Origin of the sequence: Pleionea sediminis (genome assembly GCF_007570825.1) — a bacterium.
Taxonomy (GTDB): Bacteria; Pseudomonadota; Gammaproteobacteria; order Enterobacterales; family Kangiellaceae; genus Pleionea; species Pleionea sediminis.
This window is the reverse complement of sequence record NZ_SUNB01000002.1, coordinates 302507-316666: the sequence shown is the minus strand read 5'-3', so window position 1 is coordinate 316666 and position 14160 is coordinate 302507. Positions and strand designations below refer to the sequence as shown.

At 39.6% G+C, this 14160-nt stretch carries 9 protein-coding genes; 6 read left to right on the top strand and 3 right to left on the bottom strand.

Going from position 1 to position 14160, the window contains the following annotated elements:
• Positions 1 to 44 precede the first annotated feature (44 nt).
• Positions 45 to 2771 carry an aconitate hydratase AcnA gene (gene acnA, locus FAX86_RS11275; RefSeq protein WP_144393519.1) on the bottom strand — a complete coding sequence of 909 codons (2727 nt, stop codon included), beginning with the start codon at positions 2769 to 2771 and terminating at the stop codon, positions 45 to 47.
• Between the two features lie 185 nt (positions 2772 to 2956).
• On the opposite strand from acnA, the gene FAX86_RS11270 reads away from it, so the two are divergent.
• Entirely contained in the window at positions 2957 to 4363 is a 1407-nt protein-coding gene (locus tag FAX86_RS11270) for a class II fumarate hydratase (protein ID WP_144393518.1), read from the top strand.
• Positions 4364 to 4485: 122 nt separating this feature from the next.
• Here FAX86_RS11270 and FAX86_RS11265 read toward each other — a convergent pair whose 3' ends face one another.
• The gene (locus FAX86_RS11265) at positions 4486 to 5145 is read right to left on the bottom strand and encodes an alpha/beta hydrolase (RefSeq protein ID WP_144393517.1); all 660 of its coding nucleotides are present in this window, start codon (positions 5143 to 5145) and stop codon (positions 4486 to 4488) included.
• Between the two features lie 485 nt (positions 5146 to 5630).
• Here FAX86_RS11265 and FAX86_RS11260 point away from each other — a divergent pair, with 485 nt between their 5' ends.
• The 4 genes from FAX86_RS11260 (at position 5631) to FAX86_RS11245 (ending at position 11366) form a co-directional block, all read left to right on the top strand.
• Positions 5631 to 5924 (top strand): hypothetical protein, encoded by a 294-nt coding sequence (locus FAX86_RS11260; protein WP_144393516.1) that lies wholly within the window; start codon positions 5631 to 5633, stop codon positions 5922 to 5924.
• On the top strand, positions 5924 to 7906 hold the full coding sequence (locus FAX86_RS11255; protein ID WP_205859180.1) for an immune inhibitor A domain-containing protein: 1983 nt from the start codon (positions 5924 to 5926) through the stop codon (positions 7904 to 7906). Before FAX86_RS11260 ends, FAX86_RS11255 begins: the two co-directional genes overlap by 1 nt.
• Before the next feature lie 101 nt (positions 7907 to 8007).
• The gene (locus FAX86_RS11250) at positions 8008 to 9249 is read left to right on the top strand and encodes a CaiB/BaiF CoA transferase family protein (RefSeq protein ID WP_144393515.1); all 1242 of its coding nucleotides are present in this window, start codon (positions 8008 to 8010) and stop codon (positions 9247 to 9249) included.
• Between the two features lie 155 nt (positions 9250 to 9404).
• Positions 9405 to 11366 carry a methyl-accepting chemotaxis protein gene (locus tag FAX86_RS11245; RefSeq protein WP_164503553.1) on the top strand — a complete coding sequence of 654 codons (1962 nt, stop codon included), beginning with the start codon at positions 9405 to 9407 and terminating at the stop codon, positions 11364 to 11366.
• Between the two features lie 470 nt (positions 11367 to 11836).
• Here the strand turns inward: FAX86_RS11245 and FAX86_RS11235 are convergent, their stop codons facing one another.
• The gene (locus FAX86_RS11235) at positions 11837 to 12253 is read right to left on the bottom strand and encodes a VOC family protein (protein ID WP_205859179.1); all 417 of its coding nucleotides are present in this window, start codon (positions 12251 to 12253) and stop codon (positions 11837 to 11839) included.
• A gap of 205 nt (positions 12254 to 12458) precedes the next feature.
• On the opposite strand from FAX86_RS11235, the gene FAX86_RS11230 reads away from it, so the two are divergent.
• Complete coding sequence (locus FAX86_RS11230; protein ID WP_144393512.1) at positions 12459 to 14117, top strand: GGDEF domain-containing protein; 1659 nt, start codon at positions 12459 to 12461, stop codon at positions 14115 to 14117.
• Positions 14118 to 14160 lie beyond the last annotated feature (43 nt).

The following is a 14160-nucleotide window of genomic DNA, read 5'->3' as shown; positions in this document are numbered from 1 at the left end:
TTATTGTCACCAGAGTCTTTGCTCTCTGGTGACAATTTTTATTATTAGTCTAACAGTTTACGAATAACAAAATGCAAGATGCCTCCATTTGAAAAGTATTGGAATTCATTTTCTGTATCGATGCGGATGATCATATCGATTTCTGCTTTGGATTTTCCGCTTTCGTCTTTTACTGTTACAACAACTGATTTATCACCGGCTTTTATTGCTGGAATAGAAAAAGTTTCATTACCTTTCAAATCGTATTTATCGGCACCTTCATTGTCCCGAAATTGCAGCGGTAATATGCCCATTCCAATCAAGTTGGAACGATGAATTCTTTCGTAACTTTCTGCAAGAACTGCCTTAATTCCAAGTAAAGCAGGACCTTTAGCCGCCCAATCGCGACTGGATCCTGTTCCGTATTCTTTGCCGGCAATGACAACACTGGGTACATTGTTATTTTGATACTTTTGAGCTGCATCAAAGATCGACATTTGTTCGCCAGATGGATAATGAGTAGTATGACTGCCCTCGGTTCCTGGAGCTAATTGATTTTTTAACCGGACATTGGCAAAAGTTCCACGCATCATGACTTCATGGTTTCCGCGACGAGAGCCATAAGAGTTAAAATCTTTAACTTCAATGCCTATTGACTTAAGATACTCACCAGCTGGGCTACTTTCTGAAATGGCACCTGCGGGTGAAATGTGATCCGTAGTAATACTGTCGCCAACTTTCACAAGACATTGTGCATTGTCAATGGCATTGACATCAGGCGTCTTTTTATCCATTGAAGTGAAAAAGGGAGGTTGCTTTATGTAGCTTGATTCTGGCCAATCGTATATCGTTTTGTCTGATACTTCCAGTTTGTCCCAAATTTGATTGCCTTTGAATATATCGGCGTATTTTTCGCTGAATAAGTTTTGTGATACAAACTCATCGGCTATTTTCTTTATTTGAGAATCCTCTGGCCACAAGTCTTTCATGTAAACAGGCTTTCCATCTGCGTCATTGCCGAGCGGTTCCTTTGTTAAATCGATCTGCATATTACCTGCTAAAGCATAGGCTACAACAAGTGGTGGTGACGCCAAATAGTTGGCTGCGATATCGGAATGAATACGCCCTTCGAAGTTACGATTCCCCGATAAAACAGAACAAACCGGAAGCTTGCCTGTTCGGATTCCGTTTTCAATAGGCTTGGATAAGGGACCTGAGTTGCCAATGCAAGTGGTGCAACCATAACCAACGAGGTTAAAGCCGAGCGCGTTTAAATCATCCATCAGCCCTGCATTTTTTAAATATTCGGTAACGACTTGAGAGCCAGGAGCGAGCGATGTTTTAACCCATGGTTTTGTTGTTAACCCTTTCTCTCGAGCTTTTTTTGCTAAAAGTCCAGCTGCGATCAACACTGAAGGATTAGATGTGTTGGTGCAACTTGTTATTGCGGCGATAACAACGGCGCCAGGTTTTAAGTCGAACTTTTGATTTTTGTATTCGACACTGACTCCTTTACCCTGAGATTGTGAGGCTTCAGCATCCGCACTGGCTCCACCTTCATCGGAGAATGCGTTGGCGTCTGGGTCTATGGTGCTGATACGTTCGTCGAGCCATTCGTGAAATTTAGCTGACGCATCTGAAAGTGCAATGCGATCTTGTGGACGTTTTGGCCCTGCTATAGAGGGTTCTACTTTTGATAAATCAAATTCAATATTTTCGTGATAGGATGCATCGGCAGAATTTTTATCGTGCCATATACCAAGTTTTTGAGCATAGGTTTCAACGAGTTTTATTTGCGAGTCACTTCTACCTGTAAGTTTTAGATAACGCGTACTTTCTTTATCAAGCGGGAAGATACCGCAAGTAGCTCCGTATTCAGGCGCCATATTTGCAATGGTTGCCCGATCGGCAGTACTTAAATGTTCTAGTCCTGGACCATAAAACTCAACGAACTTGCCAACAACACCATGAGCACGAAGTCGCTCAGTAATTGTTAAGACCATGTCAGTCGCAGTAACTCCGGCGTTTAACTTACCACTTAATTTAAATCCAACAACTTTCGGAATAAGCATAGTGACGGGTTGGCCTAGCATGGCCGCTTCAGCTTCAATGCCGCCAACGCCCCAACCTAAAATTCCTAGTCCATTGATCATCGTTGTGTGTGAGTCTGTTCCGACAAGCGTATCGGGATAAGCCCACTGCTGGTTGTTGATTTCCGTATTAAATACACAGCGCGCCAAGTATTCAAGATTGACTTGATGGACAATACCACGGCCAGGTGGAACAACTTTAAAGTTTGTAAAGGCAGATTGTCCCCATTTTAAAAACTTATAACGTTCACTATTACGTTGGATTTCAATTTCTGTATTTTTCTCAAGAGCGTCATCAGTGGCGTAGTAATCGACCATAACGGAATGATCAATGACTAGCTCAACAGGGTTGAAAGGATTTATTTTGCTAGTATCTCCTTTAAGCCGATCCATTGCATTACGCATTGCTGCTAAATCAACAATTGCTGGAACGCCGGTAAAATCTTGCAATACGACTCTTGCAGGTACGAAAGCTATTTCGTGTTCAATCTCTTTATCTGTTTCCCACTTTGCTACTTGGTGGATATCGTCTTCGGCAACAAATGTTTCTGATTCATGCCGTAGTAAATTTTCTAACAATATTTTAATCGAGTAGGGAAGCCGTTTTAGATCATATTGTTCTTCTAGTTTTTCAAAACTCATCATGTTGACAGAGTTTCCTTCGAGATCGATTGTTGTGACCTTTCCTAGTTTATTACTCATATGATAAGGCTCCAGTTTATATTAATGTTTTAGAAGATGTGTTTATATGCGATGATCTTTTAAGAGTGTTGACTATAAAATAACGTTTATAATGTAACTTTGGCGAATTTGACTGCAGCAACTTAATACACCAGTATCAGGTTAGTTAATTTAATTAAAATTCTCAACCATTATGGAGTTAGCACATGGCCAAAATGCGAATTGAAAAGGATAGCCTCGGATCTATAAAGGTCCCGCATGATGCGCTCTATGGCGCACAAACTCAACGAGCTATAGAAAATTTCGATTACTTATCAAGGGCGATGCCAGATGGATTTATCACTGCCTTAGCTCAGGTTAAAAAAGCTGCTGCAAAAGCCAATAAGACATTAGGAGGCTTATCAGAGATCCATGAACAATTAATTATATCGGCATGCGATAAGATCCTTGGCAACGAAGCCATTAGAAATGAGTCCTTTCCCGTGTCAGTTTTTCAAACTGGTTCCGGTACCAGCACAAACATGAATATGAACGAAGTTATAGCTACACTTGCGAACCAAAGTGCAAAAAAGAATGACGAGTTAATTCATCCCAACGATCACGTAAACTTTGGTCAGAGTAGTAACGATGTAATTCCTACTACGATCCAACTGGCTTCATTAGTGCTTATTGTTGAACATCTACTACCTGCTATTGAGCAGTTAGACAAGAAGATATCTTCTCTAGAAGAGCGATTCAACAGAGTTATAAAAACGGGACGTACTCATTTGATGGATGCTATGCCAATATTTTTGAGTGATGAATTTGCGACTTGGCGATTTCAAATTTGTGAGTCTAGAGAGCGTATCGTAAGCTCGCTCAGTCGATTATCTGAAATACCGCTTGGTGGAACCGCGATAGGGACCGGAATTAATAGACATGAAAACTTTCCCGAGACTGTTGCTGATGAATTATCACAACAATTCGAGTTGCCAATTAAACCTTGCAGTAACTTAGCTTCGAGGATCGCTTCACAGGACCCGTCTCTTGAAATTCATGGACAACTCAAAGTATTAGCAACAGTTTTAATGAAGATCTCAAACGATATTCGTTGGATGAATTCTGGGCCGATATCGGGATTAGGCGAAATTCAGTTAAAAGCTTTGCAGCCAGGATCTTCAATCATGCCAGGCAAAGTTAATCCTGTTATTCCTGAAAGTATTGCAATGATGTGTGCAGAAATAATAGGTAATGATGCGACGATTACATTGGCGAACCAGTCAGGTAATTTTCAACTCAATGTCATGTTCCCGTTAATTGCGGATAAGTTGATTTCATCAATTTTATTGTTAAGCTCAGGGATTTTATCACTAGCAAACAAAACATTGTCGCATTTTGAAGTAAATGAAAGTTCGTTGAACGAACGGCTTTTCAAAAATCCTGTTTTAGTCACTGCGCTTAATACTAAAGTTGGATATGAGAAGGCTGCTGAAATCGCTAAGGTGGCTCAATCAGAAGGTCGGTCAATTATTGATGTTGCACAATCTCTTACATCATTGAGTGAGGAGCAGCTCCGGGAGCTTTTAACTCCCGAACGACTCGCTCGTCCATTCGATAAGAAATATTCTGATTGAAAATCACAGAACTCAACTGAATAGCAATTGAATTTGCAAGTTAAATGAATTTATTTTTTAATTCGATGGGTTCATTCGTTTGGCCTTTGAAAATACGGCTATTTAGATAACGTTAAACTCAATTAAAGCAATCGGTTTTGAAGCCAATTTGAAATGTCTTTTATTTGCTGAGGGCATACGGCGTGTTCCATCGGATAGCTTTTATATTCTACAGGATATTCTTTCGATTTCAGCAATGCAAAGCTGCTTTGTCCAAGAGACTCAGGAACTACAGGGTCGTAGGTACCATGATGAATTTCAACTGGAGTTTGCTTATTTTGTTCGCTGTATTGAATAGAATCTTTCGTTGCAAAGTAAGTTGACATAGCCAGTAGACCACCAAGCTTTAATTTTGAAGTGAGTACTGTTTCAAAGGCAACAGCACCACCTTGAGAAAACCCTGCAATGATGATTCTTTCTGATGAAATACCTCGTTTCATTTCATTGTCGATAAATTCTTCTATCTTTCGAGACGATGCGCGTAGTTGTGTTTCATCAACTTTACGATCGATTGTCATGTCTAAAATATCGTACCAGGCCGGCATGACATATCCATTATTAATGGTTACTGGAATTGATGGTGCATGAGGGAAAATAAATCGAAATTGAGTTGTTTGAGGTAACTGTAGTTCGGATACGATGGGCTGAAAATCATGACCGTCAGCACCTAGACCATGCAGCCAAATGATACTGGCATCGGGACGACTTCCTGTTTCAACTTCAAGATGTGGCAATAAACTCATAAACGACTCTAACTCGTAGGGTATCAATAGGTTGGCGTTATTATAACTTTTTAAAGTATGGAGTTCGACCTGAGTCATTTGTTACGTGCCAGTGATGTCGATTTTTAATTGACTAGCTGATTAATCAACTACCGGAGTGGCTTTGCGAAACGTGTGGGTTTTTAAGTCAAATAAGGAAGGATTAGTTGATTATTCTTCAATTGATTATTGAATGATCTGACAGCTAGATTAAGTTTATTTAAAAATTTCTTTGCGTTTATAAAAAACAACATTTAATACCTTTAACTTTTATATGTAAAAACCGAATAAAAACAACAAGATAGAAGTATATCAGGTAAGCCGACAGGTCTTGTAAAGTAATGATTTACGGTTTTGTGAACTAGTACTTCGTGAAGAATTACCCCGGATAGGCGGTATTATTTACTGATTTGAGATATATAAACTATTGTAAACTATGGGCTATCTCAAAGTCGGATGGTTGGTTTATGAAGTTTACAATTAGTTTTCACATTACTCTTCTGGCATTTAGCCTTCTAGTAACTGCCTGCCAGTCAAAAAACAATGGTGATTCTCAGGCCATTGTTGAATCAACTCATTTACCGAATATTAAGTGTCCTGCTCCTGTTCAAGTAGAAAACATTTGGGTTTTAGAACCAATGCTAGAACAGAACGGAAAGATTACAGAGGACATGTCGCCCAGTGAAAGGGAGCAGGCTATTCGTGAATATATCCAATTAAAGAATTCTCAATTTGAAAAATGTAAGAAAGGTACGAAGTAATGCATAAGTTTGTTTTAAATAGTTTTATTGGCGCAATGGCAGTAGCCAGTTTTTCTGCAAGTGCAACGGATAGCTCCTCTAATTATTCATTGAAAGACCCTGGTGTTATCAATGAAGAACGAATTGCTTATTGGTTAAAGAAAAATGGTAATCTTGCCTATGATGCAAATAGTAAAGAAGAGCGCACAGCAGTAAAGAAATTTGTTGGCAATGTAAAACAAGGCTATCGTAGACCTGAAATTATTGTTAAGTTTGAAGAGCAAGCTCGAGAGAAAGCGTCAGCTGCTTTTACTAAGCTGGGCGATGACACGCAAAAAACAGTTAAAGTTCTTTCTGTTTTAATTGATTTCCCTAATCTACCTCATGATGACAATGGACTGAGCCGAAGAGATACTGCAATGTATTATTCGGATTATACCGTAGATCACTATCAGAATATGCAGTTTGCGACCAATGGATATGAGGGGCCAAACGGTGAAACATTAAAAACGGCCTATCAATTCTATCAAGAAGAGTCAGGTGGAAGCTTCTTTTTTACGGGTGAAACATTTGGATGGGTAACGTCTGATAATAACGCTGCATACTATGGCGGCAACGCTGGTGAATACGATAATGACCAACGTCCAGGCGAACTTGTACAGGAAGCGGTTACCAAGGCTGTCGCTGAATTTGGTATTGATTTGACGGAATACGATGTCGAAGATCCTTATGATTTAGATAGAGATGGCAATATGCTTGAGCCAGATGGTTTTATTGATCATGTTATGATTTATCATTCAAGCATCGGTGAAGAAGCAGGTGGTGGAAACTTAGGCGCAAATGCGATTTGGTCTCACCGATTTTATGTTAATTACACAGGCAACATCCGATCTTCTGGGGTTTCTGTCGATGATTCTGCAATTAAACTTTTCGGTTATACCATTCAACCAATTGATGCTGCAATCGGGGTTGTTGTTCATGAGTTTGGACACGATCTTGGCTTACCAGATGAATATGATACGACCTATTCCGCAACTAACTCTCCGGTATCACACTGGAGTGTAATGTCGGCGGGATCGTGGGCGGGTAGTCCAAGTGGTACTCAGCCTGTAAGCTTTAGTCCTTACGCTCGTGACTTCTTACAGTCAAACTATGGCGGTAATTGGATTGATCAGTTGACTATCAATATGAATGACCTTCTCAATGGCGATCAAAATATTACTCTTGCTGAGGCAGTTGAGCATGACGCTGAGTACAATCAGATCAAAGTAAACTTGCCTTCTTCGGCTCCAGGTCTTGGCGGCAAAAGCTACTACATTCAATTGAGAAGCCACAATGGTGTTGATGAAGGGTTATCAACGCGTGGATTCGAAGATGGTGTCGTTGTTTGGTACCGTAATGATTCTTACGAAGATAACAATGTTGGTGATCACCCAGGTTATGGCTTGATAAGTGTTATTGATGCCAACTTGTCAACTTCGACTGGCCCAACAAGTAGCCAGCTTCGAGATGCCGCATTTACATTAAATGGCTACAATATTTTTAGAGATACTGATGATTATTCAAAGCCTGGTGCACCGACTGCTGGAGTTGTTCTTGAATCTCACGGCTTTGAAATGGAAGTAGTCAATATTATGGACGAAGGGCGTACTGCCTCAATTCAATTGAGAAATACTTTTGAAGCAATCATTGCTGACTTCACCATGACTACTGATAATCTTAAAGTTACATTTTCCAATGATAGCTCTGGTGGAAATGGTGCGCTGAGTTATCAATGGAGTTTTGGCGATGGAAGTAATTCGACTGAAGTTTCTCCTACTCACACGTATTCTAAAAAGGGAACTTATACGGTTGAATTAACCGTTACTGATGAGCAAGGTTTTGAAAATACAATAAGTAAATCTGTCACTGTATCTAAGCCTAGCTCCGGTGGTGGCGGTGGTGGAAGCTTCCCAGTCGCTTTGTTACTGGGGCTTTTAGCAATAAGAGCTTTCCGTAAATAAGGTAAAAGCAAGTGATTGTTCAAAACGCCGACATCAAGTCGGCGTTTTTTTTTGTCTGAGATTCAATTAAGCTGAATGTTTTAATTGAGCTGGATATTTACATGTCAGGTCCATTAGCTGGAATTAAGGTCTTAGACTTAAGTCGTATACTTGCAGGCCCTTGGGCGACTCAGGTACTTGCTGACTATGGTGCTGAGGTAATTAAAATTGAGCGGCCCAATGCAGGAGATGATACTCGACATTGGGGACCTCCATATCATATCACTCGCTCTAAGGAAGAACTCTCTGCATATTTTTTATCGACCAATCGTGGCAAGCAATCTGTGGCTGTGGATATTTCGACTCCAGAAGGGCAAGCCATAATTAAAAAGCTATCAAGAGAGTGTGATGTATTTATTGAGAATTTTAAGGTCGGCGGATTAGAGCCTTACGGACTTGATTACAATTCAATTAAAGGAGTTAACCCCCATATAATTTATTGTTCAATTACGGGATTTGGCCAAGATGGACCTTATGCGCAAAAAGCGGGATACGACGCGATCATTCAAGCAATGGGTGGTTTAATGAGCATTACGGGTGAACCCGATGATCAATTAGGTGCTGGACCGCAAAAAGTGGGTGTGGCTGTTTCTGATTTGATGACAGGAATGTATGCTGTTTCCGCAATTTTGGCGGCCCTTTATTACAGAGTCCACGGTGGAGAGGGACAATACATTGATTTAGCGCTTATGGATACTCAGGTCGCATGGTTAGCAAATCAAGGAATGAATTTTTTGGTGAGTGGCGAGTCTCCTGGGCGTCAAGGCACAGCTCATCCTAACATTGTTCCGTACCAGACTATTGAAGCGAGTGATGGTTATTTTATGTTGGCGGTCGGAAATGATCGGCAATTTGAACATTTTTGCCAAGTAATTGGACGTTCTGAATTAATTCAAGATGATCGATTTAGAACGAATAGGAACCGAGTTAATAATCGGGAACTTCTGATATCAATTATTCAATCGGTTACTCAACAGAAGCCTCGTGCTTACTGGTTGAAGCAATTAGATGATGTGAAGGTACCTTGTGGGCCTATTAATTCAATAAAAGAGGTATTTAACGATCCTCAAGTCAAGTTTCGTTCTATGCTGCAGAGCATTAAGTTGTCAATGAATGAGACGATTAACTGTGTAGGTAACCCTGTAAAATTTTCAAAAACGCCTATTGAATACCGAAAGGCACCACCAGTGCTTGCAGAGGATACGATTCAAGTCCTTAAAGGCGCTGGGTATAGTGAATCTACCATTCAGGATTTAATTAAATTAGGAGTCATTAACGGTTATGGTTCAGAGAATGGAGATTAATGTAAAAAAGCGAAGGCTCTCAAAATCTCAAGAAATTGTCTAAACTAATATCATTAATCAATACAGGTATTAGTTAATTGAGTGGATCTTTACAGCGAAAATTAATTCTATACATATCTGGAGCTTTGCTTCTTTTATTGGCTGGATTTGGGTTCTTGGCTACACAGAAGATTTCCCAGTTGACTCGAGAGAAGGTTGAGGCCCAGGTTGCTGAGTTGACCAAGTTGCGGGCCGAAGAAATTCGAGGCTTTTTTGTCGAGCGAGCAAGAGTTCCCAAAACAGTTTTAACGGATCCGAGAATTACTGAGTGGTTGACCGATTATGACGAAAGAGGTTCTGATATTAGTAATGATATTCAGTATCGATCATTCAACCGCTTATTTAATACCATTGTTCGAAATGATCCCACTATAAAATCACTATTTGTCGGCTCTGCAAAAACATTTGAATACTTCTATGAAGAGGGGAGAGTCGGTGTAGCTCAAAGCGGGCCTGAGGCAGGTGATATCACTAAAGGATATTTTACGAACAAAAGACCTTGGTGGCATGAAGCTCTCAAACAAGATCGATTATATCTGGGATCTCCGCAAGTCGACGCGACTGATAAAACGGTTTCTTCAACTTTACAGATGACTGTTTATAACCAAACCGGAGAGTTAGTTGGAATTGGTGGCGTTGATATTCTAATTACAACGATTGGCGAGTTAGTGAATCAAATTCGTTATCAAGGAAAGGGGCGTGCGTTTTTATTAGATGAAAATCAACACGTTGTTTATTTTCCGGTAGACGATACCGAGTTAGAGCTCAATGCGCCGCTCGCTGACTTTGATCATTTATTCACGACAACTAAATTTAAAACAGAAGGGTTTAAAAATTTATCGGAACATATTGCCAATAATGAGTTGGGTAAAGGTATTTCGATTATCTGGAAAAATGATAGGTATCAAGCTTTTTATGTGGCCATTCAGTCGGAAGAGCCTTTAATTAACTGGACTCTGGGACTATTGATTCCTAATGAGTTAATTGAGGAGCCGATCGTTCGAGCCCGAACAGTTTCTTTTTTATCGATCGTTGCGATCATCTTTTTGCTAACACTAATTACGTATTTTGTATCAAAGCAAATATTCAAGCCAGTTAAAAAAATAGCTATGACGATGAAAAATGTCGCTCAAGGAGAAGGCGATCTTACCCAGAGGTTAGAAGTATTGTCATCTGACGAAGTTGGAGAAATGGCAATTCAATTTAATCAGTTTGCCGATAAGATTCAGGAGCTTGTAAAGCATACAACGAGCTCCAGTGAGCAAGTGAGTCATGCCGCAGATCGAGTTTCCGATACAGCATCAAAATTGAATAAAGAAGTTTTAGAAGAGCGAGAACAGATGGCAAATGTTTCGCGTTCAGTCACTGATATGAGTAATAAGAGTGAAGCGATAAATAGACACGCCTTAAATGCTATTGAGTCGGTAAGTCAAGCGAGAGATTCTATCGATGTGGTTGCTCAGAATTCGAGTAAAACTCAAGATGTTATTAGTCAAGTGTCTCGATCTATTTCTGATGCTACAGAGTCCGTCGTCAATTTAAATGATGATGTTGGTGAAATTGGCACCGTTCTTGATGTTATTAAAAACATAGCAGAGCAAACAAACTTACTCGCTTTAAATGCTGCTATTGAAGCCGCTCGGGCAGGAGAGCAGGGGCGAGGGTTCGCTGTCGTTGCAGATGAAGTTCGGGTATTAGCAACAAGAACTCAGGAGTCAACCGAGCATATTCAAGCTACTATTGAAAAGCTTCAATCAGGTGCTATGCATGTCAAAGAATCGATGGAAAAAACAGATAAAATGAGCAGTCAAGGAGAACAGCAGGTTGAACTTGTTTTGCAAGCTATTTCGACAATTCAAGATGTAATTCAAAAAGTTAATCAGGTTAGTAGTGATATTTCCAGTGCTACCAGTGAGCAGAAAGTATTAGCACAAACCATTGAGAAAAGTTTGGATTCTGTTCATCGTTTGACGGATTTAATGGCGGAACACTCGGGATTAATGGATGATGATTCGCGCCAGTTAAACGATATTGCTACTGAGCTGCGACAAACCGTAAATCGATTTAAAATAGAGTAGCGTGAAGATATTTCTTCACGCTATCGACTCATTCATTGAGCCTAAGAATAGTGCTTTGTCAGGATTAATGTTTGTGACCTTTAGTTGTGCGCCCAGAATGTTCGATGAAACTCATATTTATCATTTTGGTTAAAAAAGGGTCCGATTCATTATCTCCAATATCCGCATAATCAGTCGTACGATATTGATGCCAAGATTTAAACTGACTGCGGATGAGACTCACCTCAAAGGTTTGATTTTTAAGTGACCATATTATCTCAGCGCTTTCGTATTTTTGAATGAGAGATTTAATAGCTTTCAATTTAGGAAGCCACTCCTATAGTTATTGGATAATCTGATTTAGAGAATTCTGAATAATGAATAGCGTATGTGATTTTTAATATGCGTTTGATTCGTGTTTTGGAGAAAGATATTGCTCTGCTTTGTTTACTAAAGAAGAGCAATTATTTTTCGAATGGTGTTAACGAGATTTACCAAGAACCTTGGCTTTCCATTTCCTTCCAAGGTGATTCTGGTTCTAGAGCATCGCCTTTTTGTAAAAGTTCGATGGAAATTCCATTAGGATCTTTTATAAATGCCATTCGTCCATCGCGAGGTGGTCTTAAGATCGTGACGCCCATTTCCGATAAATGTTGGCAGGTGGCATAAATATTGTCCACTTCATAAGCTAAATGTCCAAACTGATCACCGTTGCTGTAGGTACGATCGTCGTGGTTGTGTGTTAGCTCTACCTGGGGGCCATTTTCAGATTCGCCAATAAAATACAAACTGAATTTTGCCTCTGGGTAATCTTTTTGACGAATAAGTTTCAGGCCTAAACAATCGCAATAAAATCGTAAGCTGTCTTCGGGATTGGTGGTTCGAATCATTGAGTGAAGAAATCGCATGATTATTCTCCTGTTATAATTGTGTTTTATGTGAAACTTTGAGTTAGCCAAAAATAAGAGGCCTGAGTCATATCTGATTGAATACTAGATTTGCTGGTAAAATACAAAGAATCTGCTTTAATTATTGGTATGTGAGATTAGCAAGGCAATGGATGTTGCTTCATCTATAATGACAAAATATGGCGGTGCCAGTTGTCGGTGAATTATGAATAAAAAGGTAAGCTTTTTAAAACAACCTATCATAAAGGCTTGCTGCCTAATTATGATTGTTTTATCACCCTTGTCTTTTGCCGATTCGCCTAGGGTTCTTTGGGTTTTCTCTTGGCATAAAGATTTACCTTGGCAACAAGAGATCGAACGTGGGTTTGAAAGTCATTTTGAGTCGACATTATTAGATTCAAAGTTTTACTATGAGTATTTAGATTCAGCTCGGTTTAAAGATTTGTCTCACACAGATGCTTTTATTCGATACATAACATCAAAGTACAAGAATAAGCATCTTGACATTGTTTTCTTCGAAGGTGAACCAGCTTCTCAAGTTTACTTAAATAATGCACAGTTATTTGCACAGTCCCAAGTTATTCTAATTAATCCAGGTGTTGAAGTCGGTAACTTGCCAGATTCCACTGCTGTTATTTCTGCAAAGCTTGATTATCAAAAAGCGACCTCTTCTTTTCTTCAGTTGAATCCCAATAAAGATGTTGTGATTGTTGCAGGAGATGAGCCTGCTGCTCGAAGTCGCACTTCAGAAGTTAAAAGCTTTATCAAGGAGCAATCGCCTCATGTTAGTGTTGAATTGTTGGTTGGATTATCTTTGCCGACAGTAAAAAATAAAGTTGCGTTATTGAGTAAAAACTCTGTCGTCTTGTATTTATTAATGTTTGACGATGAAAAAGGTGAGCATTACATCCCTTATCAAGTTGCGGAGCAACTAGCAAGTAGCTCAAGTGTTCCTGTATACAGTTTTTGGACCTCTCTATTAAGAAGCGGTATTGTTGGTGGCTATATGATTGATGGTCAGCGAGTGGGAGAACAAGCAGCTTTGTTACTTGAAAGTGGAGTGAGTGTTGACAGTATCAATAGTTTTAATACTCAAACACATGGCTTCTATTTTGATGCAAGGCAATTAGAAGCTTGGGAAATTGATGAAGAGCTTCTTCCCGTAAATGCGACAGTTTTGTTTGCAAAGCGCAATATAATAGAAGAGTACTTCGTGCCAATAATGACCTCTTTTACTTTATTCATTTTGTTAGTGTTTGTATTTCGATATATCGAATTGAAAAAATATACAACACAGTTGAATGGAGCAAAAAATGCATTGCGAGCAACCAATGAATCATTAATGCTTGCACAAGAGGAGTTAACTTCAAAAAATAAAAAGCTGGAGGATTTATCGATAACAGACCATCTAACGCAATTGTACAATCGAACGTACCTTGAAAAAACTTTAGAAAGAGAACTTGAGCGAGCCCAGCGATACGGTAATCATTTATCGATTATTTTGGTCGACATTGATCACTTTAAAAAAGTAAATGACAACTTTGGCCATCAAATGGGAGATAAGGTCCTTCAAGCCGTCGCAAATGTATTAAAATCAAACTTGAGGTCAATCGATTCTGTGGGGCGTTGGGGTGGTGAAGAGTTTTTAATCTTGTGTCCAAACTCATCATTAAGACAAGCGACGTTACTCGCTGAAAAACTTCGCTCTGAAGTAGAGCGCGTTCCTATCAATCGTACAAGCCGAATTACTGCAAGTTTTGGCGTTGCTTGCTTTCATAATAATACCTCTGAGCAGCTTATTAACGAGGCTGATGTGGCTCTTTACCGAAGTAAAGATGCTGGTCGTAACTGCGTTTGCGCATAATGCGCATAAGAAGTAACCGACAACCTCAGTATTCCTAGAACTT